We start from the raw sequence: 26,494 nt of genomic DNA, 5'->3' as shown, positions 1-26,494 counted from the left end.
GGCGTTCGCCGGCGCTCAGTCGTTCATCAGGGTCCAGCCGATGGGACTCAGATGCTCCTGCGGGCGGAAGCGGCGCTTGTAGTCCATTTTGTTGGAGCCCGAGACCCAGTAGCCGAGGTAGAGGTACGGCAGGCCGAGCGCCTTGGCGCGGCGGACGTGGTCGAGGATCACGTGGGTGCCGAGGCCGCGGTCGCGCTGCTCGGGATCGTAGAACGAGTAGACCAGGGAGAGGCCGTCGGAGAGCCGGTCCACAAGCGCCACGGCGTGCAGCGGACCGGCGCCGCGGCCGTTGATGGCGGTGTCGGGCCCACGGCGGCGGTACTCCGTCAGCCGCGTGCGGACGTGGCTGTCCTCGACCATGCTGGCGTAGTCGAGCACCGTCATGTCGGCCATGCCGCCGTCCGAGTGCCTGTGGTCGAGGTAGGCGCGGAACAGCGAGTACTGCTCGGAGGTCGGATTGGCGCCGACGTCCGCGCCGACGAGGTCGGCGTTGAGCGCGCGGTTTCGGCGGAAGGCTTTGGTCCACACGAAGTCGTCGACACGCACCCGCACGGACACGCAGGCGCGGCAGCTTTCGCAGGCCGGGCGGTACGCGATGGTCTGGCTCCGGCGAAAGCCGCCGTGGGTCAGCAGGTCGTTCAGGTGCGCCGCGTTCTCGCCGACAAGGTGGGTGAAGACCTTCCGCTCAAACTGCCCCTTGAGATAGGGGCAGGGCGACGGGGCGGTGAGGTAGAACTGCGGCGTGTCGCGCGAATGGGCGGTCACGGGAGGCCCCTGCGAAGCGGCCGGCCGCCGCTTTCCGGATCAGGATAGCAGCGGCGCGACGCGCGGCAAGTCGGTCAGTAGCTGCGACCTTCCAGCCGGCCGCGGTCCAGCAGCACCGTGCTCAGCACGAGATCGTGCAGAAGCTGCTTGCGGCGCGTGAACAGCCCCACCAGCAGGACGAACGGCGTCAGCAACGTGAAAGACACATAGAGGAACACGACGTGGGCGGCCGCGATCAGGAAGCCGGGCTTTGCGCCGTCGGTCATCCGGGCGGTCAGGCCGGTGAGACGCATGCCCCAGGTCGCCGCCTTGTCGCCGCCTAGCGTGGCGCCGGAATAGAGGATCGCCATCGCCGGAAAGACGCCGCCGTAGAGCAGCCAGGCAAGCCCGAACGTGACGATCCCGAGGATGAAGATGACGACGCACGCGATCGCCGTCAGCGTGAAGACGACGCCGAAGTCCACGCAGAACGCCAGGACGCGCCGGCTGAGCACGCCTTCGTAGAGCCGCGGATCGGCGAGCGGATCAAGCGCCTCCCGCTGGATCGGCCGGGCGGGAGAAAGCGGAGTGGTCGACATCAGGACGGCACGCCTCGCAGAACCTCTTTCGCGGCGTCAGCGCCGCGGTAAAAACGTGGTGCGGGGCAGAGGCCTTCGCAAGATCCAGTGGGCTCCTGAGCGCCCAACCAGCTCTCAGCAGGTCGCCTTGCCGCATTCGCGCACGGCGGCGATGCGCTTCTTGAGAGCGTCCACGCCCACCGCGCCGGGCAGGATCGCGTCGGCGAGGATGAAGGTCGGGGTCGACTCGACGCCGAACTGGTTCGCGAGGTCGTAGCTCTCCTCGATCGTCGCCTTCACGTCGGGGTGCGAAAAAGCCTTCTTCAACGCGGCCTGATCGACCCCAACATCTTTCGCCGCCTGGATCGCGGCGGCGCCGTCGACCTGGCCCTGGGCCGCCAACAGCTTGTCGTGGAAGGCGCGGTACTTCGCGGGAGCGATCACGTTTACCGCGGCCGACACCTGCGCCGCCTCCGCCGAACCGCGGCCGAGGATCGGGAACTCCTTGAGCACCACCTTCAGCTTCGGGTCGGCCTCGATCAGCTCGTTGACGTCGCCGAGCGCCCGTTTGCAGTAGCCGCAGTTGTAATCGAAGAACTCGACGAGCGTGACGTCGCCGTTGGGATTGCCGAGCACCGCCTGCAGCTTGGAGTTCTCAAGGGTGGCCGGCTTTTCCGCGAGCTTCTGCCGCGCCGCGGCGGCCTGCGCGGCCTCCTGACGCTTTGTCAGCTCCTTCTGGGCCTCGATCAGGATCTCGGGATTATTCACGATGTAGTCCCGCACGATCTTCTCGATCGCGGGCTTGTCGAGCGTGGTCGTCGCGGTTTGCGCGGTCGCCGTCTCGAACGGCAGATCGACGAGCGCCAGGCTGGCGAGAGCGGCGAGCGCTGCGCCAGCGAGGGCGATGCTGCGGAAGGAGCGGGGCATGGGCGTCCTCGGTCGTGGTCTCAGGGCTTACGCGTCAGGCGCCCGTTCGGACCCTTGTCGGTCGAATCCGTGGCGGAACGACGGCGGGGCAATGTGGCGCTTTCCGGCCAGGCGGCCGGCGCGGGCGACATCTGGGTCGGCGAGACGGTCGCTTCTGGGATGTACCCATCGCGGGCGGCAAGGGCCGTCGCGACGCGGTCGTCTCCGAGCTCGCGCCGCCGTGTCGTCCGCAAGCTCAGCTCGCCCCTGGCCGCCTCACGCAGAAAGCGCGCCAGCCGCGGAAGCCAGTAGAGCGCGCTCAGGATATCCATCTTCGACCATCGCCGACTTGCGCTCAGTTCATCTTCTGCGGCGTGTAGCTCGCGATGTCGTCAGCCTTCAGCCACCCGGGCGTGCCGCGCTTGAAGCCGGTCTTGGCGCGCTCGGCGATCTGGCGGGCGGTGCCGAAGTCGCCCGCGGCGAAGGCCGCCTGGGCGGAGGCGAGGTCGGCCTCCGGGATCTTGCCCTTGCGGGCGTAAGCGAGGGCCAACTGGCGGAAGCCGTCGGCGTTCTTCGAATCGCGCGCGGTCGCGCGCACGAGCTCCGAGATCGCGGCGTCGCTGTCGCGGGTCGAGCCGCTCGCGACCAGCGCTTGGCCGAGCATGGTCCGGATCAATGTGGCGTTGGGCGCGAGCGCGATAGCCCGGCGGAGCGGGGGGACCGCGTCCGCCGCGCGGCCGTTCTCGAGATAGGCCTGCCCCTTCAGCTCCTGGAACCACGGGTTCTGCGGCTGCGCCGCGATCAGGCCGTCGATCTGCGCGATGGCGCTGGAGAGCGCGGCGGAACGGTAGGTCGAGATCGCACGTGCGTAGCGCGCGGGGAGGCTCTGGTCCGACATCGGGTAGCGCCTCATGACGCCGGACGGTCCGTCGACGAACCCGACGAGCTTCGCCCGCATCAGGTCGTGGCGCGCCTGAAGGGCGGGAGGGTCGAGCTTGTCGTAATAGGGACTCTTCTTCGCCAGGTCCTCGAGGTTCGCGATGCGGTCCTGCGGCATCGGATGGCTCTGGGCGTACGGATCGATGAAGCGCTGAGAGAAGGCGGTCTGGTCCGCGAAGCGCTTGAAGGTGACCAGCATGCCCTTGGCGGACTGCCCGGTCTTGGAGAGGTAGTTCACGGCGGCGCGGTCGGCCGCCTGCTCCTCCGCGCGCTGGTAGGACAGCAGGGTCCGGCGCATCATTTCCTGCGGCGCCATGGCGGCGCCGAGCGCCGCGCCGCCGGAGCCGTTGTTGAGGCCGCCGCCGGCGGCGGCGCCCGCGATCGCTCCGGCGCCGAGCAGCATGGCGACGATCGCCATCGTCTGCATGCTGTCGAGACGTTGCCTGAGCCGCGCGAGATGTCCGCCGGCGATGTGGCCGGTCTCGTGCGCCAGCACGCCAATCACCTCGTTCGGCGTCTTGGCGTCCAGCAGCACGCCGATGTTAACGAAGATCCGCCGCCCGTCGGCCACGAAGGCGTTGAACACCTTGGAGTTGATCAGCACGATCTCGACCGCGCCCGCGTCGACGCCGGCCGCGCGGTAGATCGGCAGCATGTAGTCGCGCAGCAGGCCCTCGATCTCGGCGTCCCGGATGATAGAGCCGCCAAGCCCCTGGGCCTGCGCGGGCTGGGGCAGGGAGGACGCCAAAAGCGCAAGCGCGCAGAACGCGGCCATTCCGGCGCGGGCCAGCCGGCGCAGCAGCGGGAGGCGGGGGGTCTGCAGGCGGGGTTCCATGCGGCGAGGCGCCTCGCTAAGAGGAGGACCGATTGTTGCGCCGGTCACTTAAGGGCCGCGCCGACGCCGGGTCAACGCGCCGGCCGTCACCGAGCCGTGACGCGAGCTATGACCCACCACCTGCGAGCGACGCCGCCCCGATGACCATTCCTGATCGCCGCCCGGCTCTCACCACGCCGTCGCGCCGCGCGCTCGCCGTGCCGCCGTTCCTCGCGATGGAGGTGATGCGCGACGCCCGCGTCCGCGTCGCGGCCGGCGAGACCATCCGTCATCTCGAGGTCGGCCAACCGAGCGCGCCGGCGCCGAAGGCCGCGGGCGAGGCCGCCATGCGGATGATCGCGGCCGGCGACGTCGGCTACACCGAGGCGCTCGGCCGCCCCTCGCTGCGCGCGCGAGTCGCGCGGCATTACCGCGAGACCTACGACGTTGCGGTGGCGCCGGAGCGCGTGGTGGTGACGACGGGATCCTCCGGCGGCTTCGCGCTCGCCTTCCTTGCGGCGTTCGAACCCGGAGCGCGGGTCGCGATCCCGTCGCCTGGCTATCCCGCCTACCGCGCCATCCTCACCGCGCTCGACCTCACGCCCGTGGAGCTCGCCACCGGCCCCGGCTCGCGCTGGGCGCTGACGGCGGAGATGGTGGCCGCGGCGCACGCGGAGGCGCCGCTCGCCGGCGTGCTCGCCATGAGCCCGGCGAACCCGACCGGGGTGATGACCCTAGCGCCTGATCTCGCGGACCTCGCCGACACCTGCCGTAGGCTCGGAATCTGGCTCGTGTCGGACGAGATCTACCACGGCCTCACCTACGAGGCGCCGGCCGCCACCGCGCTCGCCTTCGACGACGACGCCATCGTCGTGAACAGCTTCTCGAAGTACTACGCCATGACCGGCTGGCGCGTGGGCTGGCTGGTGCTGCCGGAGCGGCTGGTGCGCGTGGTGGAGCCCTTGGCCCAGAACCTCTTCATCTCCGCGCCGACTCTGAGCCAGGGCGCGGCGGAGGCCGCGCTCGACGACCGGGAAACCTGCGAGGCTTACCGGCAGGCCTACGCCGTGAACCGCGCCATGCTCCTGGAGCGCCTTCCGCGCATGGGGCTCGACGAAATCCTGCCGGTCGACGGCGCGTTCTACGCCTATGTGGGCGTCGGCCGCTTCTCGAACGACAGCACCGCCTTCGCGAAGGCGCTGCTGGCGGAAGCAGGCGTCGCCCTCACTCCCGGCGTAGACTTCGACCGCGAGCGCGGCCACGGCTATGTGCGGATGTCCTTTGCGGGCGCTGAAGCGGAGATCGCCGACGCGCTCGACCGCGTCGCGCGGTGGCTGCCGAAGCGCTGAGGCGTGAGCGACGTCGACCCTACCGCGTGATCGGCCCGTCGAGGGGGGCCAGCGCCGATGTGCTGGGCGCCCTGACGGCGGCGGCCCGCCGCGCCTGAACGATCGTGCGTGCGAGCGCCCGGAGGTCGGGGCACGGCGCGGAGCCTGCGCCGGCGAACAGATGCCGGTCGAGCGCAGCCAGTCCCTCGCGCACCTCCGGCGCCGCTGGCCAGGACCCCGGGTCATGCCGCGCGAGCGCCGTCACGGCGGCGCGGAAGGCGGAGGGGTCCCGCCGGCGCGCAGCGCGCTTCATCGCGCGTTCGTCGCGCGGAGGTCGCGTGGGCAAACGCAGCGTCTCGCGGCCGACGCCAAGCAGCATCACGGCGATGCCCGCGAGAAAGGCCGCGCCGCCGGCTCCGGCGAGAAGCGCGAGGGTCGGCCGTTCGGGCGGAGGCGGCGGCGCCGCCTCGGTGACATTAGCGGCGGCCCAGGCCATTCGGCGCGCGGGGATGACCGCCTCGCGCATCGTGCGGGCGCCGGTGTCGAACCACTGGAAGCGGATTTCCTGCACCGTCGCCGGGTAAGCCGTAATCGGCCGCATTTCCCAGCTGTAGCTGGCGCGCGAGACCGGGCCGTTCTCGGTGATCTTGGTCTCCCGCGTCTCCGGCCCGCGGAAGCTGATGATGCCCGAGGAGGTCATCAGCGGGGTGGGCGGCAGCGCGTCGGCCGGCACGCCCTCGGCGAGGATGGTCACCGTGCGCTTGGCGGTCAGGCCGCGCGGCACGCGCTCCGGGTCGATCGACCAGTCGTCGATCACCTCGACCTTGCCGGCCGGCAGCCACCAGAATTTTGGGTCATCGGGACCACGCGGCCCCTGCCACTCCGCCACGTCAAGCGTGATCGGCTTGGACTTCACCTCGATTTCGCGCTGCCGGGCGCCGTCCACCACGGTCAGCTTGTGGACGAACGGCTCGATGACCAGCGGACCGCTCTTCTCGGGGTAGATCGCGATCGTGCGCTCGAACAGGCGCTTGGTGTAGCCGTCGTCCTCCACGACCGAGACGGTGTCCTTGCCGAGCTCCTGCCAGGCGAAGTTCGTCAGCGGCGGCTGGACGAGCTTCTCGCGGTTCACCAGCGGCCGGTAGACCCCTCGGATCCGCAGCAGGACCAGCTCGCGGGGGTAGGGCGCCGCCTTGTTGAGCGGCGTGACCTCCAGCCGCACGTCGTCGAACTCGGACGTGTCCGCGACCGCCGCTCCGGGACGGAGCGCGATCAGAACCGCAAGCGCGAGAGCCGCGAGGAGGGAGCGCATCACCACTGCTCCGTTCCGCTGGGCGCAGCCAGACCGCGTTCGGCCCGGCGGGCGCGTTCGGCGGCAAGCCTCAGCCTGAGGTAGCGGCCGGGATCGTCCGGCACGGTCTCCAGCCATTGGCGCGAGGCGCTCACGGCCTGCTGCTGGTAGCTCTTTTGAAGGCGAAGCGACGGTTGCTCCATCTGCTTCGCGACGCTCGCCTGCTCGGCTCCGGTGCGACCGCCGCCCTCCGCCGCGCCGATCGAACCTCGCGCCGCGCCGCGGCCCGAATCGATGCGGGTCTGCTCGGCGCGCCCGACGCGCGCCACCTGGCTGCCGCCGGGCGTAGAGGCCTCGCGGCCTGAGTCGCGGTCGCCGGCCATGCCGTCCCCGGTCGAGTTGACGTCGTTCTCGGCGTCGGTCGGCGCCTCGCCGCCCCGCTTCTGCTTGGCCGCATTGGCGTTGGCGGCGTTGCGGGCGTCGCGCTTCTGGTCTTCCCGCTTCGCGCGCAGGGCTTCGACGATCGCCAGATTATAGCGCGCGTCTTCGTCGTTGGGATCGAACATCAGCGCCTCGTTCAGCGCCGTTTCCGCCTCCTTCAGCCGACCGGCCTTGGCGAGCGCCGTGCCGAAATCGTAGTGCGCGCTCCGGAAGGTCTCGCCCTGGAAAAGTTCGGCGGCCTCGGCGTAACGCCCCTGCGCGTAGTAGATCGCCGCGCGCCAGGCCGGCCCGTCGAGCATCATGCCGGCCAGCGTCGGGAGACCCGCGTGGTAGAGCGCGCGGCCGATCCGCTCGCGAGGGTCGGTGGCAGCGATCGCCACGAGGATGAGCGCGAGCACGGCGACGATGCGCGTCATCCGCCCCTCCGGAACATCAGCAAGAGAGGCGCAGCCGCGAACAGCAGCAGCGCACGGCCCAAATCGAGCCAGGCGAGAGAGGCGTAGGGGCTGGGCCCCAGCCGCCCGGCCGTCGACCGCTGCACCTCGGCGTAGACCGCGTCCGGCGCGCCGACGGTCGCGAAGGCGCCGCCGCCGAGCGCGGCGAGGGCCTCCAGCTCTGGCCGTCCCGTCTCCATCGCGCGCTTCGGGGTAGCGGGCGCCGGCGTGACGTAAATCGCGCTTACCCGGTGCCCGTCGGCGGCCAGGGAGCGCGTCTCGTTCTGCGCGCCTTCGTCGAGCCCGCCTCCGTCGCTGATCAGCACGACGTCGCCGCCGACGACGCCCGAGTCCCGCAGCGTGCGGTGGGCGAAAGCGAGCGCTCGCGACGGCGCGCTGCCCACGTCCGGAACGGTCTGGGCGTCCAGCGCGGCGAGCGTCGTCTCGATGGTGCGGCGGTCGGTCGTGGGCGGATTCGCCAGATAGGCGTCCCCGGCGAAGACCAGCACCGAGATCTGGCGCGAGCCTGCCGCCTGCGCGGCCCCGAGCGCCGCGATCTTTGCGTCCTGGAACTCGCCGCTGTCTGCGACCGAGCGCGAGACGTCGATCGCGACGATGGCGGCGTCGAGATTGCGAAAGTTCTGGACGCCGGGCCGCTCGATCGCCGGCCCGACGAGGGCGAGCGCGATGAGGGCCGCCGCGAGCGCGGCCAGAAGCCCGCTCCGGCCACGGCCGGCGACGACGACCCCGCGCCGGGCGAGGGCGTCGAACAGGTGGGGGTCGATCGCGCGGCGCCAGTCGCCGACCCCGCCGGCGCGGCGCACGGCGACGAAGCCGAGGGCGAGCGCGGCGGGGATCGCCAGCAGCCAAAGCGGGCGCAGCAGGCCGAACCCATCCAGCTCGATCATGAGAAGCGCCTCCCGCCGATCGCGGTGGCGGCTGCGGCGAGGAGGGCGAGCCCCGCGGGCCAGGGCCAGAGTTCGCGCCAGGCGTTGGCGGGCGGCGCCAGCGTCCGCGTCGGCTCGATCTCATCGATCGAAGCGATCGCAGCCTGAAGGTCTTCCGTGGTCCGCACCCGGAAGAACTGGCCGCCGCTGGCGTCGGCGATCGCCTTCAGCGTCTCGGCGTCGACCACATCGGGATCGTAGCCGGTAATCTCGGTGGTGTCGCGGGGACCCATGGCGATGGTGTGAACCCGCACCCCGAGTTCCTTCGCCAGACGCGCCACGTCCTTCGGCGTGGCGGCGCCGGCGTTGTTCGCTCCGTCGGAAAGCAACACGACGACGCGGCTCTTGCCCGGCGCGTCGGCGAGGCGGCGCAGCGCGAGGCCCAAGCCTTCGCCGATGGCGGTGGAGCGGCCCACGAGGCCGATCGCGAGCGCGTCGAGCGCCTCCGCCACCGCCTCCACGTCGTAGCTCGGCTCCGCCGCCACATAGGCCCGATCGGCGAAGGCCGCGAGGCCCACGCGGTCGCCGGCCCGGCGGCGTACGAAGTCGGAGCCGATCTTGCGGACCACGTCGAGCCGGCGGCGCGTGGCGCCGTCCATTGAGAAGTCGGTGCGCTCCATGCTGCCGGAGAGGTCGAGCGCCAGGAACAGGTCGCGTCCGGTGGTCGGCAGCGCCTGCACCGGCAGCACGATTTGGGGGCCGGCGAGCGCCGCGACGAGCGCGACCCAGGCGACCCAGGCGAAGATCTTGCGGCCGCCGGTCGCGGAGGCCGTGGCGGGCGCCTCTCCGCCGGAGCCGACGATCGTGCCGGGCACCCTGATCGCGCCACCCGAACGCCGGTCCGCGCGCGCGAAACGCAGGACCACGAAAGGCAGCGGCAGAAATAGGAAGGCGAGGGGCGTCGCGAAGGTCCACATGGCGTCAGCGGCCCACCTTGGCGACGGCCGCTTCCAATTCATGGTCGAGCGTCGGATCGTCGGACAGCTCGCGGGCGTAGAGGCCGTCCACCAGCACGCGGCCGGACCGCCGCTCGAACAGGTCGACGCCGAGCGTGCGGTCCAGCGTCGCCGCCCAGGCGGGACCCGTCGCCCGCGCGGCGTCGTCGCCTTCGACGGTGCGGACGATCCGTCGGAGCAAGGCCGCCTGGGCGGCGCGTCGCTCCGGCACGGGGAGCGCCTTCGCAGCGGCGAGCTCGGCCAGGGCTTCGGCCTGCAACGAGGGCTTCCTCGGGCGCCGGACGAGCCGGAGGAGCAGCGCGACCAGCAACGCCGCCGCTAGCCCGAGCGCGACCGCGAAGCCGATGTCCGCCCAGAACCAGGTCTCCATCGGAGGGAGGCGAATGCCGCGCAGGTTCGCGAGCTCGTCAGCGGGCGGCATCGAGGCGCTCCAGCAGCGGGGCGACGCGTTCGGCGCCGAGGTCCGAGTCGATCGGGAAGACGGGGACGCCGAGCGCGTTCAGGCGCTCCACCCGAGGGTCCGGGCCGGCCGGGCGCTCGTCGCGGCCCGAGAGCCAGCCGCTGCGCCCCTCGCGGGTGAGAAAGGCGTAGACCCCCTTCGGCGCGCGGGTTTCGAACGCGTCGGCGATCAGCAGCACGCTGACGGAGACCCGCGACATGGCCGCCTTCACCACCTCGTCGAACCTCGCGCCGGGACCATCGAGACCGCTCGCGAGCACGAGATGGCCGCCGCGCGGCAGCGCGCCGACGGCGGTCTCGATCAGCGCGTCGAGCGGCGGGTCGGCCCGGTCGGACTGGGTGAGGGCGCGGGCGTGGGCGCGCGCCATCACGCCGACCATGCCGGTCATCGCGCGCTCGCCGCCTTTCGGCCGCACGAAATCGGGCTCGCCGTCGGCGGTCGCGGCGAGCAGCCCGATGCGGCCGCCCTCGCCGGAGGCGCGCCAGCCGACCAGCGTCAGGGCCTCCGCGGCCGCGACCGAGCGAAAGGCGCGCTTGGTGCCGAACAGCATCGACGGCCGGAAATCCGCGACCAGGAGCACGGCCCGCTCGCGCTCGTCGCGGAACGTCCGGACGTGCGGCACGCCGGTGCGGGCGGTCGAGTTGCGGTCGATGTGCCGGATGTCGTCGCCGTCGGCCCAAAGACGGACATCGTCGATCTCGCTGCCGCGGCCGCGGCGGCGGGTGACGATTCCGCCGGGGCGCGCAGCGAGCCTCGTCGCGCGCGACGGCGCTGCCCGGCGCGTCAGATGGCGCAGGCCGAGCAAAGCCGCGGCGTCGAGGTCGACGCCGGGAACGGGAAGCGCGTCCATGGCCGGTCTCGCCCCGTTAGAGCGGCCGCACCGCGTCGAGCAGCGGCGCGACGAGGTCGCGCGCCGTGCGCCCGTCCGCTGCGGCGCGCCAGGTCAGGACGAGCCGATGCGCGAGGGTGTCGGCGGCCAGCTCCGCGACGTCGTCCGGCGTCGCGTAATCACGGCCGTGGAGATAGGCGCGCGCCTTGGCGGCCGCGGCGAGGGAGAGCGTGCCGCGCGGCGAGACGGGGTACTCGATGGCGCGCCGCACGTCGGGCGCGGCGTCCGCGTCGCGGGTCGCGGTGACGATCCGGACGATGTAGTCCTTGAGCGCGGGCGCGAGGTGGACGTTGGCCACGTCGCGTCGCGCGCGCCGGACCTCGTCCGCCGAGAGCCGCAGCGGCATGGCGTCTTCGCCCGACACCTGCTCGCGCTCGACCAGGTCCAGGATGCGCCGCTCGGACGCCGCGTCCGGCAGGCCGACCACCACGTGCAGCAGAAAGCGGTCGAGCTGCGCCTCGGGCAGGGGAAAAGTGCCCTCGTGCTCGATCGGGTTCTGGGTCGCGACCACCATGAAGGGATCGGGCAGCGCATGGGTGTTCGCGCCCGCAGTCACCTGCCGCTCCGCCATGGCCTCGAGCAGCGCGGACTGCACCTTCGGAGGAGCGCGGTTGATCTCGTCCACCAGCACCAGCGAGTGGAACAGCGGGCCGGCGAGGAACTCGAACTTGCCCTCGTCCGGACGCCACACGGTGGTGCCGGTGAGGTCGGCGGGCATCAGGTCAGGGGTGCACTGGATGCGCGCAAAGGTGGCGTCGAGGCCTGCCGAGAGCCGCTTCACGGCCCGCGTCTTCGCAAGGCCCGGCGCGCCTTCGACGAGCACATGGCCGCCGGTGAGAAGGCCGATCAGCAGCCGCTCGATCAGAACGCCCGCACCGATGAGCCCGTGTTCGAGGCCAGCCCGCAGTTCTCCGACGCGCGCCTGGAGCGCGGCGTCGGTCGCAGGCTGCTGCGCGCGGATCGCCGTGTCCTGCACGTTCATGAGGAGCGGGCCTGCCGCGCGCGAAAGCGCTCGCACGTCAAATGAGCCGACGGCATGAATCCTCCGATGTCGCTTATTATTTTGATTACTTATTGCTCGACGTGATCTCGCCCCGTCTACGCGCCGCCGTCAATCCCGGACCTCCGTCTTAGTCCGAGCCTCGGCGTCGCATGGCGGCCATGCCGCTCGCCTCTTGGCGTCCGCGCCGGAGGGATTATGTCGCCACTCGTCGCCGGGCCCGTCCGCGGGCCTCCTTCGGACGGACGCAGGATCGCATTATGAACATCGGAGTGATCGGCCTCGGCCGCATGGGCGGAAACATTGCGCGGCGGCTGATGGACGCCGGACACACGTGCGTCGTGCATGACGTCGACCCGAAGGCGGTCGACGCGCTGGCGGGCGAGGGCGCGACCCCGGCTCATTCGCTCGACGACCTGATCGCCGCGCTGTCCGCGCCTCGGGCGGTCTGGGTGATGCTGCCCGAAGGCAAGATCACCGAGGACGCCATCGCGGCCCTGGCGGGCAAGCTCGCGGCGGATGACGTGATCATCGACGGCGGCAACACCTTCTACAAGGACGACATCCGCCGCGGCGAGGATCTGCGCCCCAAGGGCCTGCACTATGTCGACGTCGGCACCTCGGGCGGCGTCTGGGGCCGCGAGCGCGGCTACTGCCTGATGATCGGCGGCGAGACCGCGGTCGTCGAGCGGCTCGACCCGATCTTCAAGACGCTCGCGCCCGGCGCCGGCGACATCCCGGTCACGCCGAAGCGCGACGGCCGCGATCCCCGCGTCGCCGAAGGCTACATGCACTGCGGACCCGTCGGCTCGGGCCACTTCGTCAAGATGGTCCACAACGGCATCGAGTACGGCCTGATGCAGGCCTACGCCGAGGGCTTCGACATCATCAAGAATCGGGGATCAAAGGAGCTGCCGGAAGACAGGCGGTTCGACATCGACGTCGCCGACGTCGCCGAGGTCTGGCGGCGCGGCAGCGTCGTGTCGTCCTGGCTGCTCGATCTGACGGCGGCTGCGCTCGCCGGCGACCCCGACCTCGACGGTTTCGAGGGCCGCGTCGCGGACTCGGGCGAGGGCCGCTGGACGATCGAGGCCGCGATCGAGGAGGCGGTGCCGGCGGACGTGCTCGCTGCGGCGCTGTTCGCGCGGTTCCGCTCGCGCACCGATCATCCCTTCTCCGACCGCCTGCTCTCCGCGATGCGCTTCCAGTTCGGCGGCCACAAGGAGGCGCCGGGTCCGGAGGCGAAGAAGACGAAAACCTGAGCCTGCAGCGCGGGCCTTCGTCTCATTCGGCAGGCTGGGCGGCGGGTTCCGATGCCGTTTTCCGTCGCCGCCGAAGCTTGTCGAGCAGCAGGTAGATCGCCGGGGTCGTGTAGAGCGTCAGAGCCTGGCTGACGATCAGCCCGCCGACGATGGTAATCCCGAGCGGACGGCGCAGCTCCGAGCCCGGACCTTCGCCGAAGGCCAAAGGCAGCGCTCCCAGCAGAGCGGCGAAGGTCGTCATGAGGATCGGGCGGAAACGCACGCGCGCCGCTTCGACGATGGCCTCCCGCGGCGCCAGGCCGCGATGGCGCTCCGCCTCCAGCGCGAAGTCGACCAGCATGATGCCGTTCTTCTTGACCAGGCCGATCAGCAGGATGATCCCGATCAGCGCCGTAACGCTAAGGTCGGTCCCGGTGATCTGGAGCGCCAGCAAGGCGCCGAGGCCGGCGGGGGGCAGCGTCGACAGGATGGTGAGAGGGTGGACGTAGCTCTCGTATAGCACGCCCAGCACGATGTAGATCGCGACGAGAGCCGCAAGGATCGTGATCTGCTGACTGCCCGCCGAGGAGGCGAACTCCGCGGCGTCGCCGGCGAAGGCGGCGTTCACCGCGTCCGGCAGACGCATGTCGGCGACCGCGCGTTCGACCTCCGCCATGGCCTCCCCCGCCGAGGCCTTGTCCGCGATGTCGTAGGTGACCGTGATGGAGGGATACTGGCCCTGATGGTTGACGACGAGCGGCGCGGTCTGACGCCGCATGGTCGCGATCGTCGAGAGCGGAATTTCCGAGCCTGAGCTGGTCGGAACGTGCACCTTCAGCACGTCGCCGGGGTCGCTCGCGGCGCGCGGATCGACCTCGATCACCACGCGGTACTGGTTGCGCCGGCCGTAGATGACGGAGATCTGCCGCTGGGAGAACGCGTTGTTCAACGCGGCGTCGACCGCCGACATCGAAACGCCCAGCCGGGAGGCGAGTTCGCGGTCGATGTCCACCAGCAGTTCGACGCCGTTCGCCTCGCGATCGGTCGCCACGTCGCGCAACGCGCGGATGGAGGACAACCGCGCCACCACCTTGGGCGCCGTCTCCTGCAGCAAATTGAGATCCGACGACCACAGCGTGAACTGGTAGGGCGAGCGCCCCTCCCGCGAGCCGGCGCGAATCTCCTGCTGGGCGGAGACGAACACGCGCAGGCCCGGGATCTGCGACAGCGGCCGTCGAAGCCGCTCGATCACCGCCTGGGCCGCCGGGCGATCGCCGAGCGGCTTCAGCGCGATCTGGATGCGGCCTTCGTTGACCGAGCCGCGGCCGCCGCCGACCGAGGGCGCGACCGACTCGACCGCTGGATCGGCCGCGATGACGTCGGCGGCCTTCTGCTGGAGCGCGACCATGGCGCTGAAGGAGATGTCGGGCGAGGCTTGCGTGAAGGCGCTCAGCATCCCGGTGTCGTCCTGCGGGAAGAACCCCTTCGGGATCACCATGTAGGCGTGGATCGACCACGCGATGGCGCCTACCACGAGCAGCGCCATCAGCCACGGCGCGCGCACGGACAGCCAGAGGCTTGCGGCGTAGCGGTCGGCGATCCGGGTGATCAGCCCCCGGCCTTCCTTCGCGGGCTCCGCCTTAAGGAGCTGCGCGCAGATCATCGGCGTGACGCTGAGCGAGACCACCGTGGAGACGGCGATCGCGAACACCAGCGTCATCGTGAATTCGTAGAAGAGGTGTCCGACGAGTCCGCCCATGAACAGCAGGGGCGTGAAGGCCGCGACCAGCGAGACCGAGATGGCGACGACCGTGAAGGCGATCTCGCGCGCGCCGCGCAGCGCGGCCTCGCGCGGGCTGAGGCCGAGCTCAAGGTTGCGGTAGGCGTTCTCGATCATGACGATGGCGTCGTCGACGACGAAGCCGACCGCGACGGCGAGCGCCATCAGCGAGAGATTGTCGATCGAGAAATCGAACGCCCACATGCCGGCGAAGGAGCCGGCGAGCGCGAGCGGCACCGTGACGCCTGCGGCGAAGGTCGGCGCGGCGCGCTTCAAGAAGACGAAGACCACGAGCATCACGAGCGCGATCGACAGCGCGAGCGTCAGCTGCATGTCGGCGACGCTCGCCCGGATCGTCGTGGTCCTGTCCGCAAGCACCGTGACGTCGATCGCCGCCGGAACCCAGTTCGAAAGCTCCGGCAGCAGGGCCTTCACCGCGTCGACGGTTTCGATGACGTTGGCGTCGGGCTGCTTGGTGATGCTGACGAGCACCGCGGGCTTGCCGTTGAAGAAGCCGGCGGTGCGGGCGTTGCGGGTGCCTTCGGTGACCTCGGCCACGTCGCCGAGCCGCACGGTGGCGCCGTTCGAGACCCGCACCACCACGTCGCGGTAGGGCGCGGCGGAGGCGCCCAACTCGCCGTCGAGGGAGATCGCGACCGTCCGCTCGTCCGTCTCGATGGCGCCCACGGGCGACAGCACATTGGCGTTTGCGACCGCCGTCCGCACGTCGTCGAGGGACATGCCCATGGCGGCGAGGCGGTCGGGGTCGAGACGGACCCGGACCGCCGGCTGCTCTGCGCCTTGCACGTTGACCTCGCCGACGCCGTCCACCTGAGACAGGCGCTGCACCAGCACGCTGTCGGCGGCGTCGTAGATGCGGCTCGCAGGCAGCGCCTCGGAGGTGAGGGCGAGCACCAGCACGGGCGCCGCCGCGGGATTGATCTTGCGGAACGTCGGCAGGGTCGGAATGTCGGAGGGAAGGTCGGCGGCAGCTGCGTTGAGCGCCGCCTGCACGTCCCGCGCGGCGTCGTCAATGTTGCGGCCGATGTCGAACCGGACTGCGATCCGCGTCGAGCCGAGCGAGGAGGCCGACGTCAGCTCCGTCACGCCGGCGATCGCGCCGAGCGAGCGTTCGAGCGGGGCCGCGACGGTGGAGGCCATCGTGCTCGGATCCGCGCCCGGTCGGCTCGCCGTGACGAAGATCACGGGGAACTCGACGTTCGGCAGGCTCGCCACGGGAAGCCGCATATAGGCGGTGAGGCCGATGAGCAGCAGCGCAACGGCGAGCAGCGTGGTTCCGACGGGCCGCAGGATGAACGGCGTGGAGAAGGACATTACGTCTCCTCCCTCACTCCGCCGGCTCCGCGGCGGGCGCCGGACGGCGCGTCAGGGCCGCGCGCAGCCGCTCCATGGCGAGATAGACCACCGGCGTCGTGTAGAGCGTCAGCAGCTGGCTCAGGAGCAGGCCGCCGATGATCGCGACGCCGAGCGGGATGCGCAGCTCCGCGCCGGGGCCCGTGGCGAGCGCCAGGGGCAGCGCGCCAAGCAAGGCGGCGAGCGTCGTCATCATGATCGGACGGAAGCGGAGCGCCGCCGCCTCGACGATCGAGTCTTCCGGCGAAAGCCCGCGTTCGCGTTCGGCGTCGAGCGCGAAGTCGATCATCATGATCGCGTTCTTCTTCACGATGCCCATCAGCAGGATGATCCCGATCAAGGCGATGATCGACAGGTCGAGCCCGAACAGCTTGAGCGCGATCAACGCGCCGACGCCGGCGGAGGGCAGGGTGGAGAGGATCGTGAAGGGGTGGATGAAGCTCTCGTAGAGCACCCCGAGCACGATGTAGATCGTGACGATCGCAGCCAGCACCAGCCAGGGCTGACCGGCCAGCGACTCCGAGAACTCGGCCGCGTCGCCGGAAAAGGCGCCGACCACGGTGGGAGGAAGGTCGACCTCAGCCTCCGAGCGTTCGATCGCCGCGACCGCGTCGCTCAGGGCGTAGCCCTCGGCGAGATCGAAGGAGATGGTGGTGGCTGGAAATTGCTCTTCGTTGGAAACCACCAGCGGCGCCGGCTCCAGCGTGATCCGCGCGACGGACGCGAGCGGCACCGGCACGGAGTCCGCGCCTGCGACGTAGAGCCGGCCGATCGCGTCGGGGTCCTTCTGCTGGCCGGGCGCGGCCTCCAGGATGACGCGGTACTGGTTCGACTGGCCGTAGATCGTCGCGATCTGGCGCTGGCCGTAGGCGTCGTTCAGCACGTCGGCGATCGCCTGGACGGTGACGCCGAGGCGGCCGGCCTCGAGCCGATCGATCTCGACACGCGCCTGCACGCCGCCCGAGCGGGCATCGGAGCCGACGTTGCGGAGCGCCGGCTCGTCCTGCAGCCGATCGACCAGCGCCGCGGCGGAGCGCGCCAGCTCGCCCGCGTCGGCGTCGGTCAGCGTGTACTGGTAGCGCGCGCGGCTGGCGCGCGTCGTGATCTCCAGGTCCTGCACGGGCTGGAACACGACCGAGACGCCTGCGATCGGCGCGACCGCCTCCTGCAGCCTGGCGATCACGTCCGTGGCGCGCGCGTCCCTCTCGCCGAAGGGCTGCAGCACGATGCTCAGTCGACTGGCGTTGGGGGTCGGGATGTTTTCGCCGACGCCCAGCACCGAGACGACGCTGCGTACGTCCGGATCGCTTTCGATCGCGGCGATCGCGGCGCCGTCGAGCCGCTTCAGCTCGGCGAAGGACACGTCCTGCCCCGCCTCCAGCGTGGCGGTGATCAGGCCGGAGTCCTGCTCCGGCAGAAAGCCCTTCGGCGCGACGACGTAGAGGCCGGCGGTCGCGGCGAGCGTCCCCAGCGTCACCAGCAGCGTCAGCGCCTGGTGGCGGAGCACGACCAGAAGCGAGCGGCGGTAACCTTCGATTAACCTCGTGTTAGCCCGTTCCGCCCAGTGGCCGATGCGCGAGACCTTAGACGACACGTGCGGCTTCAGCAGCCGCGCGCACATCATTGGCGTCAGCGTCAGCGAAATGACCATGGACACCACGACGGCGATCGACAGCGTGGCCGCGAATTCGCGGAACACCCGGCCGATCAGTCCGCTCATGAACAGCAGCGGGATAAACACCGCGATGAGCGAGGCGGTGAGCGAGACGATGGTGAAGCCGATTTCGCGCGCGCCGTCGTAGGCCGCCTTGAGCGGCGAGGCTCCCTCCTCGATGTGGCGCGCGCAGTTCTCGATCATGACGATCGCGTCGTCGACGACGAAGCCGGCGCCAATCACGAGCGCCATCAGCGACAGGTTGTCGAGCGAGAAGCCGAAGGCCCACATCACCGCGAAGGTCGCGATCAGCGACAGCGGCAGGGCAACCCCGGCGATCAGCGTCGCCCGCCAAGTGCGGAGAAACAGCAGCACCACCAGCACCACGAGGCCGACCGAGAGCGCGAGCGTGAGCTGCACCTCGTGGATCGAAGCTTTGATGGTGTCCGTCCGGTCGTCGACCACATGGACGAGGACGCCTGCGGGCATCGCCTGCTGGAGATGCGGGAGCGCGCGGCGGAGCGCCGTCACGGTTTCGACGGTGTTCGCGCCGGGCTGCCGCAGGACGTCGATCACGATCGCGGGCTTGCCCTGGTAGGTCGCGGCGACCGCGTTGTCCTCAAGCCCGTCGACGACCTCGGCCACGTCCTTCAGCCGCACCGGAGCGCCGTTCTTGGTCGCGATGACGATCTCGCGGTAGGCGGCGGCCGTCGTGATCTGATCGTTGGCCGAGATGGTGAAGGACTGTCGGGCGCCGTCGATCGAGCCCTTTGGTCCCGAGGTGCTGGCGGCGACGATCGCGGTGCGCACCGAATCGAGCCCAAGCCCGTAGGAGGCGAGGCGCGGAATGTCCGCCTGCACCCGGATCGCAGGTTTCACCCCGCCGCCGACCGTCACCCGGCCGACGCCCGTCACCTCCGCGAGCCGCTGCGCGACGAGGGTGTCGGCGAGGTCCGAGACGTCGCGGATCGGGATCGTGTCGGACGTCAGCGCGATCGTGAGAACCGGGGCGTTCGCCGGGTTCACCTTCGAGAACACCGGCGGATAGGGCAGGGTCTTCGGCAGCGTGGAGTTGGCCGCGTTGATGGCGGCCTGCACGTCCTGCGCGGCCCCGTCGATGTCGCGGTCGAGGTTGAAGCGCAGTGTGATCTGGCTGAGGCCGAAGGAGCTCGTCGACGTCATGCCGGTCAGCGCCGGGATCTGTCCGAGCTGACGCTCCAGCGGGGCGGTGACGAGCGTCGCCATGGTCTGCGGGTTGGCGCCGGGCAGGCGTGTCGAGACCTGGATGGTCGGGAAGTCCACCTGCGGAAGCGACGAGACCGGGAGCTTCCAATAGCCGAGCAAGCCTGCGATCAGCACGGCGATCGCAAGCAGCGTCGTGGCGACCGGCCGTGAGATGAAGGGCGCGGAGATGTTCATCGCGCGCCGCCGGCCGTCACGGCTCGCCCGCCGCCGCCCGGCGGTTCGGCCTACGGTCCGAAGCGGACGGGGCGCCGGACGCGCCGTCCCCGAGCGTCACCTTCGAGCCGTCGCGCAGGCGGGTGAAACCGGTGGTCACCACCTTGTCGCCGGGCTCGACGCCGGCTTCGATCACGGCGAGTTCGGCGCTCTGCCGGCCGACGGTCACCTCGCGCTGCGTCACCGTCGCATCCGGCTGAACGACGAATACGTAAGGCCCGTCCGGCCCCTGCTGGACCGCGGCGCCGGGGGTCGTCACCACGTCCTTCAGCTCGTCCGCGAACACCCGCACCGTGATGAACTGCCCCGGCCAGAGCGTCATCTTGTCGTTGGGAAAGCTCGCCTTCAGCTTCACGGTTCCCGTCGTCTGGTCGACCTGGTTGTCGATGACGTCGAGGGTGCCGGCGTCGAGCGACGCGCCGTCGCCCGCGACCGCCTCCACAGCCACCTTCCCCCGCGCCATCGCCTGAACGACGGTCGGGATGTTCTGCTGCGGCATGGTGAACACGGCGGAGATCGGCTTCAGCTGGGTGATCGTGACGATGCCCGTCGTGTCGCCGGCCGTGACGTAGTTGCCCTGGTCGACGCCCCGCACGCCGGTGCGGCCGTCGATCGGCGCGCGCACCACCGTGCGGTCGAGCGTCGCCTTCGCCTGGTCGATGGTCGCCGCGTAGTAGCGCACCTGCGCCTGCAGCTGGGCGACGCTCGCCTTCGCGGTCTCCGCCTGCTGCTGCGAGCCGAAGTCGTTTTTCGCCAGCCGCTGGTAGCGCTCGAAATCACGCTGGGCGTTGGCGAGCTGGGCTTCGTACTGCGCCTTCTGAGCGACCGCCTGATCGTATTGGGCCTGGTAGGTTGAGGGATCGATTCGCGCGAGCACGTCGCCCGCCTTCACGTCTTGCCCCTCGCGGAAGGCGACCTCGATCATGATGCCGTCGACCTGGGCCCGCACGGTCGCGGTGTTTTGCGCCTGGAAGGTCCCGACCCCGTCGAGCGTCACAGGAACGTTCTCACGCTTGGCCACGGCTGCGATCACGGGCGTCGGCTGGTCGCCGCCGCGCCGGCCGCCGCGGCGCACCGCCTGCTCCTGCTCGCCTTGGCCGCCGACGAGGGCGGTCAGTTTCGGCCAGTAGATCCAGGCCGCGACCCCGAGCGCGGCGACGAGGACGAAGGTCAAAAACCGCTTCATCGGGCCGAAGCTCCTGCGGTCGCCGCCGCGATCACCGGGCCGGCGCCGGGCGGTTTGCCGGACGCGGCCCAGCCGCCGCCGAGCGCCGAGAACATCGAGACGATGGCTTGGAAGCGGGCGAGCCGTACGTCGACGAGCGTGTCCTGCGCGGAGAACTGCGTCTGCTGGGTCGCGAGCACGGTGGTAATGTCGACCGCGCCCTCGCGGAGCTGAGCCTGCGCGATGTCGTAAGCCTCCCGGGCGCTCTTCACCGCCGCCTGCTGCAGCCGCTCCTGCTCGGTCGTCTTGCGCACCGAGATCAACGCGTTCTCCACGTCGACGAAGGACTGGATCGTCGTCTGGCGGTAGGCGAACAGGTTTTCGCGGTACTGGCCCTTTGCGAGATCCAGGTTCCCGGGAAGCTGCGGGTTCAGGATCGGCTGCGTCAGTCCGGCCCCGAGCGAGTAGAACGTCGACTGCGAGGAGAACAGCGTACGAAGCGCGACGCTCTCGAAGCCGCCCTGGGCCGTCAAATTGAACGACGGCAGGAAGGCGGCGCGGGCCGCCGTCACGTCGGCGTCGGTCGCGGCGAGATTGGCCTCCGCCTCGCGGACGTCCGGCCGGCGCGCCAGCACCTGCGAGGGGATGCCCGGCGCGACCTTCGGCGTCTTGAGGGCGGCGAGCCGCCCGCCCTTGATGTCGACGCGGACCGGCGGCCGCCCGAGCAGCAGGGCGAGCGCGGTCTCGTTGGTCCGGATTTCCTGCTCGATGGCGGGAATCGTCGCCTTCTGCTGGTCGAGCACGCTCCGCTGCTGGGCGCGGTCGAGCGCGTTCGCGGTGCCGACCTCGACCCGCGCCTGGATCGCGTCGAAGATCGTCTGCGCGCTTTTGACGTTTCCGCGCGCGATGGCCAACCGCTCCTGCGCGCCCATGAGGGCGAAGTAGGTGTCGGCTACGCTCGTCACCGTCGAGAGCGCGATGACCTCGGCCGCAAAGCGGCTGGAGAGCGCGGAGGCTTTGGCGGAGATCACGCTCGCGCGGTTCTTGCCCCAGAAGTCAATTTCGTAGCTGGCCGATCCTTGAGCCTGGAGGCCGCCGACGACCCGGTCCGCGCCAGCTGATCTCTGGAGGCTGCTGTCCCCCGACGCGCTGATCAGGGGAATGAGCGAGGCGCCGTTGATGCGCACCTGCGCATCCGCCTGTTCGATGCGGGCCTTGGCCTGGGCGATGTCCTGGTTCGACCTCTCGGCTTCCTCGATCAGGCGGCTGAGCTCGGCGGAGCCGAAGCCGCGCCACCAATCGGCGGCCGGCCAGACCGGCCGGTTCGCCGCTGAGTCCTTCCACCGCCCGGGCGCGTCGACGCCGAGCGCGGGACGGTCCCATCTGTCGGCGCAGCCCGAGAGAGCGAGCGCTCCGACGAGGATCGCGGCGGCCTTTCCAGAAGCGGTGATGGTACGCAAATGCGATCTCGTTCCTGACGCGTCACGCCACAGTCTTCGCACGTCCGGGCGACGACCGCTGTCGCCTACGCGCGACAAACGCTCACCAGATCGGCGAGCCTTTCACGTCGGGCGGGCGGCGTCCCTGCGCCGCTACGCCATCGGCCTCGATCAAGGCGCAAACGCGGCGGAGGGATGGCGTTTCAGGACTGGAACGTTTCTGAAGCGATCACAGTGTTCGCCGCGTGGATTGCCAGGACATGACGCGGTTGCTATCGGCGCTCGTGATACCGAGGAGCAACATGCGCCGGCAGATCTCTTTACGACCTGACGTTCTGGAGGCGCCGTGGTGATCGAGGCTCTGAGGCCGATCCTGTCGGGGCCGTGGGAGCCGTTCCTGGCGCTGACCCTGTTGCCAGACGACCGCCCGTCGATCCCGATGCGCGAAGCGGTTTCGCCGGCCAATCTGGACGCGGCGCTGGCGATCGCGGCGAAGCGCCACGGCCACGAACGCCGCGCCTTGATCTCGCTCTGGTCGATGCACCACGCCTATGTCGCCATGAGCGGGGCGATGGTGGCGAGCCTCGCTCTCGACCTGGACCTTCCCGTCGGCATCGACGAGACACGTGTGGTGCTCGAGGATGGTCTTCCCGCGGCTATCGTCGTGCCGCACGCCGGCGAAACCCGATCCCACGACTGCGCCTTCCGCCGGTTCGAGCAGTTGATCGAGGGGCAGTTGGCGCCGGTGATCTCGGGTCTGAGCGCCTACGCGAAGATTTCGCCCAAGGTGCTCTGGAACAACGCGGCGAACCTGTTCGAGTATGTGCTGCAGGAGTTGGAGAAGCAGCCGGACCTGTGCCCCGCCGCCTCGGCGAGGGGACGGCCGCTGATCGCCGAGCCGCTCCGCCCCGACGGGACTCGCAACCGGTTCTTCGCGCCCGTCCGCTACGTCGAGGTGGGCGACCCGATCGCCCGTTGGCGCAACGTCTGCTGCTTGCGGCACCTGCTGCCGGAGTTCGAGGGCTATTGCGCCAACTGCCCGCACCGTCTGAAGCAGTTGCAAGGCCGCCCAAGCTGCGCGACGGCGGTCGAGCTCTAGGCGACGAGGCTCCGCAGAAAGTCGACCGTCACGAGCGGCTGGCCGACGCCAGCGCCAGCGAGATGGCGGGCCGGCGCGCCAGGTTCGCCGAGCGTGTCGAAGACCGCGTCGGCGGCCGAAAAGTCTTGGTCGTCCGTATAGAAGCTTGGGGTCACGAGCGTGGCGAGACCCGCCGCCTTCGCCGCCCGAAGCCCGTAGACCGTGTCCTCGAGCACGACGCAGGCCGACGCGGGCAGCCGCAACTGCCGGAGCGCGAGCAGGAAGATATCGGGCGCCGGCTTCTTCGCCGGCGCGAGATCGCCGGCTGCGATCGCCGAGAACCAGCCGAGCGCTTCGGCGCCCAGCGTCTTCCGGAGCAGCGCCTCCACGTTCGCCTGGCTGGTGGTCGTAGCGATCGCAAGGGTCACGCCCTTCGCGCGCGCTTCGGCGATCAGCCGCGCGACGCCCGGCCGAAGCGTCACGCCGCCTTCGTGGACGAGTTCGGCGTACCTCCGGTTCTTCGCGGCGTGCAGGTCGTCGAGTCGGGCCAACGCATCCTCCGCCTTCTCGGGGCGGTCGTGCTGGATGAAGTGCCGGAGCCGCTCCTTTCCGCCCATGACCCGCAGAAGACGCCGGTAGGTCGGCTGATCCCAGCTCCATGGGAGGTCGAAGGTCCTGAAGGCGTCGTTGAGCGCGCGACGGTGGGTCTCCTCCGTTTCGGCCAGGGTGCCGTCGACGTCGAAGATCAGGGCCTCGAGCGGCATCAGGCGGCGGCGTCCGCCGAGGCGCGGATCGCGGCGATGTTGCCGGCGTAGGCCTCCGGGCCGTCCTTGAACACCGCGGAGCCCGCGACCAGGACGTCCGCGCCTGCAGCTGCGCAGAGCGCCGCGGTCTCGGGCGTCACGCCGCCATCGACTTCAAGCCGGATGTCACGATCGCCGATCATCGCCTTGATCCGCTTGATCTTCTCGAGAACCTCGGGGATGAACGCCTGGCCGCCGAACCCGGGGTTCACGGTCATGGCCAGGATCAGGTCGACCTTGTCGAGGACATAGGCGACCGCGCTTTCCGGCGTCGCCGGGTTGATCGCCACGCCGGCCTTCTTGCCAAGACCACGGATCACCTGCAGCGAACGGTCAAGGTGCGGCCCGGCCTCCGCGTGCACGGTGATGACGTCGCAGCCGGCCTTCGCGAAGGCCTCGAGGTAGGGGTCCGCGGGCCCGATCATCAGGTGGCAGTCGAACACCGCGTCGGTCCAGGGCCTGAGCCGCTTCACCACCTCCGGGCCGAAGGTAATGTTCGGCACGAAGTGCCCGTCCATCACGTCGAGATGGACCCAATCCGCTCCCGCGGCCACCACCGCCTTCGTCTCCTCCCCGAGCCGGGAGAAGTCGGACGAGAGGATGGAGGGGGCGATGGTGATGGCGGCCATGGGACGTCTCGGATCAGATTTCGCTGCGATGCGGCATCCCCTTAGACCGCCGGGCCTGCGGCGTACAGGCCGTTGCGGCCGTCAGGCCCCGCAGAGCGCACGGCGACGCCGGTCCACCAGATGATGGATCATCGGCGTGAGGATCAGCTGCATCGCGAGGTCGAGCTTGTTGCCCGGGATGACGACGGAGTTGGCGCGCGACATGAAGCTGTCGTGCACCATCGAAAGCAGGTACGGGAAATCGATGCCGCGCGGATCGCGGAACCGGATCACCACCATGGATTCGTCGGCGGTCGGGATGGCGCGCGCGATGAACGGGTTCGACGTGTCGACCGTCGGGATGCGCTGGAAGTTGATGTCGGTGGCCGAGAACTGCGGGCAGATGTACTTCACGTAGTCCGGCATGCGGCGAAGGATGGTCTTGGTGACCTCCTCCGTGGAGTACCCCCGGTCGCGCTTATCGCGATGGATCTTCTGGATCCACTCGAGGTTGATGACCGGCACGACGCCGATCTTGAGATCCGCATGGCGCGCGATGTCGACTCCGTCCGCGACCACCGCCCCGTGCAGGCCTTCGTAAAACAGCACGTCGGTGGGGGCGGGGAGGTCCTCCCAGGGCGTGAAGGTCCCCACCAGCGCCTTGTGCTTCTGCGCCTCGGCCTCGTCGTGGACATAGAACCGAGTCCGCCCTTGTCCGCACTGGGCGTAGCTCGCGAAGGTCTGTTCGAGCTCCTCGAGCAGGTTCGCGGCGTGTCCGAAGTGGCTGAAATGCGGATCGCCGCCGGCAGCCGCCTTCCGGGCCTCGCGCTTCATCTCCACCCGGTCATAGCGATGGAACGCGTCGCCCTCGATGAACGCCGCCTCGATGTGTTCGCGGCGGAAGATCTGTTCGAAAGTGTCGCGCACCGAGGTCGTGCCGGACCCGGACGATCCCGTGACCGAGATGATCGGATGTCTGACGGACATTGGGCGTTCCGGCGATCGGCCGCTCAGGCCAGGAACAGACCGCGCTTCGCGAACAGCGGCGAGCGGCGCGGCGGCTCCGCGTAGTACTGCGTGACGCGCTCGACCTCTTCGGCCGAGCCGACCACCAGCGGCGAGCGAACGTGGAGCGATGCGGGGATCACGTCGAGTACGCGCTCGGTGCCCGTGGTCGCCGCGCCGCCAGCCTGTTCGCAGACGAAGGCGATCGGGTTGCACTCGTAGACCAGCCGAAGCCGACCCTGGCCGTAGCCGCTGCGCTCGTCGCCCGGGTAGAGGTAGACGCCGCCGCGCACCAGGATGCGGAACACGTCCGCGACCAGCGAGCCAACCCAGCGCATGTTGAAGTTCTTCTCACGCGGCCCCTCGGCGCCGGCGAGGCAGTCCATGACGTAGCCCTGCATCGCCGCGTCCCAGTGCCGCTGGTTCGAGGCGTTGATGGCGTACTCCTTAGTCTCCCGCGGGATAGCGACGTCGGCGCCCGTGAGAACGTAGTCGCCGCTCTCCCTTTCCAGCGTAAAGACCTGCGTACCGGCGCCGACCGTCAGCACCAGCACCGTGGCCGGGCCGTAGACCACGAAGCCCGCCGCCAGCTGCTTAGAGCCGGGCTGCAGGAAGGACGCCTCGCCCGCGTTGGGCAGAATTCCGAACAGCGTGCCGATCGACACGTTGGTCTCGATGTTGGACGAGCCGTCGAGCGGATCGGTCGCGACCACAAGCGGGCGCGCGTCGTCGAACACGACCTCGTCGTCCGCTTCTTCGGAGCCGATGCGGGCCACCGGGGCGTCCTTGAGCGCCTCGACGACGATGTCATGGGTGCGAAGATCGAGAGCTTTCTGCGAATCGCCGCCGGCGTTCGTCGCTTCGGTAGCGGCCCCCATTGCGCCTTCGAGCGCGCCGCGACCGACGATGTCCGCAATCGTCGTGCAGGCGCCCATCAGGGCGCGAATCGTTTCAGACACCGCCGCACGCGTGGCGTCCGCGCCGGCCCAGGCGTTGAGATAGGCGTCGAGGGTCGTGCGTTCGGTCACAGGCGTCTTCCGCTCCGGCTGATGCGTCTTTCTCGCATGATGCCCGTTCCCACGTCCATGAGACAGGCGTCGTGCGGCAGCAGATCGTCTAGCGCATTGCTCAGAAAAGGCGAACAAACTAAATGTCGCCTTCA

Annotated in this window: 22 protein-coding genes; 3 read left to right on the top strand and 19 right to left on the bottom strand. The window is 70.1% G+C overall.

What is annotated here, in order from left to right:
- Nucleotides 1-15 precede the first annotated feature (15 nt).
- The 4 genes from METY_RS13360 to METY_RS13340 form a co-directional block, all read right to left on the bottom strand.
- The gene (locus tag METY_RS13360; protein ID WP_103121893.1) at nt 16-765 is read right to left on the bottom strand and encodes an arginyltransferase; all 750 of its coding nucleotides are present in this window, start codon (nt 763-765) and stop codon (nt 16-18) included.
- Nucleotides 766-839: 74 nt separating this feature from the next.
- Nucleotides 840-1,343 (bottom strand): RDD family protein, encoded by a 504-nt coding sequence (locus METY_RS13355; RefSeq protein ID WP_103121892.1) that lies wholly within the window; start codon nt 1,341-1,343, stop codon nt 840-842.
- A 114-nt stretch (nt 1,344-1,457) separates the two neighbouring features.
- Complete coding sequence (locus tag METY_RS13350) at nt 1,458-2,249, bottom strand: DsbA family protein (protein ID WP_103121891.1); 792 nt, start codon at nt 2,247-2,249, stop codon at nt 1,458-1,460.
- A 334-nt stretch (nt 2,250-2,583) separates the two neighbouring features.
- The gene (locus tag METY_RS13340; RefSeq protein WP_103121889.1) at nt 2,584-4,002 is read right to left on the bottom strand and encodes a M48 family metalloprotease; all 1,419 of its coding nucleotides are present in this window, start codon (nt 4,000-4,002) and stop codon (nt 2,584-2,586) included.
- A 140-nt stretch (nt 4,003-4,142) separates the two neighbouring features.
- Between METY_RS13340 and METY_RS13335 the strand changes: the two genes are divergently transcribed.
- Nucleotides 4,143-5,330 carry a pyridoxal phosphate-dependent aminotransferase gene (locus METY_RS13335; RefSeq protein WP_103121888.1) on the top strand — a complete coding sequence of 396 codons (1,188 nt, stop codon included), beginning with the start codon at nt 4,143-4,145 and terminating at the stop codon, nt 5,328-5,330.
- A 19-nt stretch (nt 5,331-5,349) separates the two neighbouring features.
- On the opposite strand, the gene METY_RS13330 is transcribed toward METY_RS13335, so the two are convergent.
- The 7 genes from METY_RS13330 to METY_RS13300 are packed head-to-tail and all read right to left on the bottom strand — an operon-like array spanning nt 5,350 to nt 11,709.
- Nucleotides 5,350-6,621: a BatD family protein gene (locus METY_RS13330; RefSeq protein ID WP_103121887.1), complete on the bottom strand. Its 1,272-nt coding sequence runs from the start codon at nt 6,619-6,621 to the stop codon at nt 5,350-5,352.
- A complete protein-coding gene (locus METY_RS13325) occupies nt 6,621-7,457 on the bottom strand; it encodes a tetratricopeptide repeat protein (protein ID WP_103121886.1) in 837 nt (278 codons plus the stop codon). The genes METY_RS13330 and METY_RS13325 overlap by 1 nt, the downstream gene beginning before the upstream one ends.
- Complete coding sequence (locus tag METY_RS13320; protein ID WP_103121885.1) at nt 7,454-8,383, bottom strand: VWA domain-containing protein; 930 nt, start codon at nt 8,381-8,383, stop codon at nt 7,454-7,456. The genes METY_RS13325 and METY_RS13320 overlap by 4 nt, the downstream gene beginning before the upstream one ends.
- A complete protein-coding gene (locus METY_RS13315) occupies nt 8,380-9,339 on the bottom strand; it encodes a VWA domain-containing protein (RefSeq protein ID WP_103121884.1) in 960 nt (319 codons plus the stop codon). The genes METY_RS13320 and METY_RS13315 overlap by 4 nt, the downstream gene beginning before the upstream one ends.
- Nucleotides 9,340-9,343: 4 nt before the next feature.
- Nucleotides 9,344-9,799 carry a DUF4381 family protein gene (locus tag METY_RS13310; RefSeq protein ID WP_103121883.1) on the bottom strand — a complete coding sequence of 152 codons (456 nt, stop codon included), beginning with the start codon at nt 9,797-9,799 and terminating at the stop codon, nt 9,344-9,346.
- Entirely contained in the window at nt 9,786-10,688 is a 903-nt protein-coding gene (locus tag METY_RS13305; protein WP_103121882.1) for a DUF58 domain-containing protein, read from the bottom strand. The genes METY_RS13310 and METY_RS13305 overlap by 14 nt, the downstream gene beginning before the upstream one ends.
- A 16-nt stretch (nt 10,689-10,704) precedes the next feature.
- Nucleotides 10,705-11,709, bottom strand: a complete 1,005-nt coding sequence (locus tag METY_RS13300; RefSeq protein WP_103121918.1) for an AAA family ATPase — start codon at nt 11,707-11,709, stop codon at nt 10,705-10,707.
- 278 nt (nt 11,710-11,987) lie between these two features.
- Here METY_RS13300 and gnd point away from each other — a divergent pair, with 278 nt between their 5' ends.
- Nucleotides 11,988-12,989, top strand: coding sequence for a phosphogluconate dehydrogenase (NAD(+)-dependent, decarboxylating) (gene gnd / locus METY_RS13295; RefSeq protein WP_103121881.1), 1,002 nt, complete (start codon nt 11,988-11,990; stop codon nt 12,987-12,989).
- 22 nt (nt 12,990-13,011) lie between these two features.
- Here gnd and METY_RS13290 read toward each other — a convergent pair whose 3' ends face one another.
- Genes METY_RS13290 through METY_RS13275 form a run of 4 tightly spaced genes read right to left on the bottom strand, consistent with a single transcriptional unit; the run spans nt 13,012 to nt 21,859 of the window.
- On the bottom strand, nt 13,012-16,083 hold the full coding sequence (locus METY_RS13290) for an efflux RND transporter permease subunit (protein WP_103121880.1): 3,072 nt from the start codon (nt 16,081-16,083) through the stop codon (nt 13,012-13,014).
- 13 nt (nt 16,084-16,096) lie between these two features.
- The gene (locus METY_RS13285; RefSeq protein WP_103121879.1) at nt 16,097-19,195 is read right to left on the bottom strand and encodes an efflux RND transporter permease subunit; all 3,099 of its coding nucleotides are present in this window, start codon (nt 19,193-19,195) and stop codon (nt 16,097-16,099) included.
- Between the two features lie 16 nt (nt 19,196-19,211).
- On the bottom strand, nt 19,212-20,420 hold the full coding sequence (locus tag METY_RS13280; RefSeq protein WP_200819676.1) for an efflux RND transporter periplasmic adaptor subunit: 1,209 nt from the start codon (nt 20,418-20,420) through the stop codon (nt 19,212-19,214).
- Nucleotides 20,417-21,859, bottom strand: coding sequence for an efflux transporter outer membrane subunit (locus tag METY_RS13275; RefSeq protein WP_103121878.1), 1,443 nt, complete (start codon nt 21,857-21,859; stop codon nt 20,417-20,419). Before METY_RS13275 ends, METY_RS13280 begins: the two co-directional genes overlap by 4 nt.
- Nucleotides 21,860-22,187: 328 nt before the next feature.
- Between METY_RS13275 and fhuF the strand changes: the two genes are divergently transcribed.
- Nucleotides 22,188-22,937: a siderophore-iron reductase FhuF gene (fhuF, locus tag METY_RS13270; RefSeq protein ID WP_146035722.1), complete on the top strand. Its 750-nt coding sequence runs from the start codon at nt 22,188-22,190 to the stop codon at nt 22,935-22,937.
- Here fhuF and METY_RS13265 read toward each other — a convergent pair.
- The 4 genes from METY_RS13265 to METY_RS13250 all read right to left on the bottom strand — a co-directional run bounded on the left by METY_RS13265 (nt 22,934) and on the right by METY_RS13250 (nt 26,360).
- Nucleotides 22,934-23,680 carry an HAD-IA family hydrolase gene (locus tag METY_RS13265; RefSeq protein ID WP_200819675.1) on the bottom strand — a complete coding sequence of 249 codons (747 nt, stop codon included), beginning with the start codon at nt 23,678-23,680 and terminating at the stop codon, nt 22,934-22,936. The genes fhuF and METY_RS13265 overlap by 4 nt on opposite strands.
- Nucleotides 23,680-24,348 (bottom strand): ribulose-phosphate 3-epimerase, encoded by a 669-nt coding sequence (gene rpe, locus METY_RS13260; RefSeq protein WP_103121875.1) that lies wholly within the window; start codon nt 24,346-24,348, stop codon nt 23,680-23,682. The genes METY_RS13265 and rpe overlap by 1 nt, the downstream gene beginning before the upstream one ends.
- Before the next feature lie 81 nt (nt 24,349-24,429).
- Nucleotides 24,430-25,314: a phosphoribulokinase gene (locus tag METY_RS13255; RefSeq protein ID WP_103121874.1), complete on the bottom strand. Its 885-nt coding sequence runs from the start codon at nt 25,312-25,314 to the stop codon at nt 24,430-24,432.
- Nucleotides 25,315-25,337: 23 nt separating this feature from the next.
- Complete coding sequence (locus METY_RS13250; protein ID WP_103121873.1) at nt 25,338-26,360, bottom strand: class 1 fructose-bisphosphatase; 1,023 nt, start codon at nt 26,358-26,360, stop codon at nt 25,338-25,340.
- Between the last annotated feature and the right edge of the window lie 134 nt (nt 26,361-26,494).

Origin of the sequence: Methylopila sp. Yamaguchi (genome assembly GCF_002897035.1) — a bacterium.
Lineage (GTDB): Bacteria > Pseudomonadota > Alphaproteobacteria > Rhizobiales > Methylopilaceae > Methylopila.
Note: the sequence above shows the minus strand (reverse complement) of the source record. Positions and strands in the feature narration are given on the sequence as shown.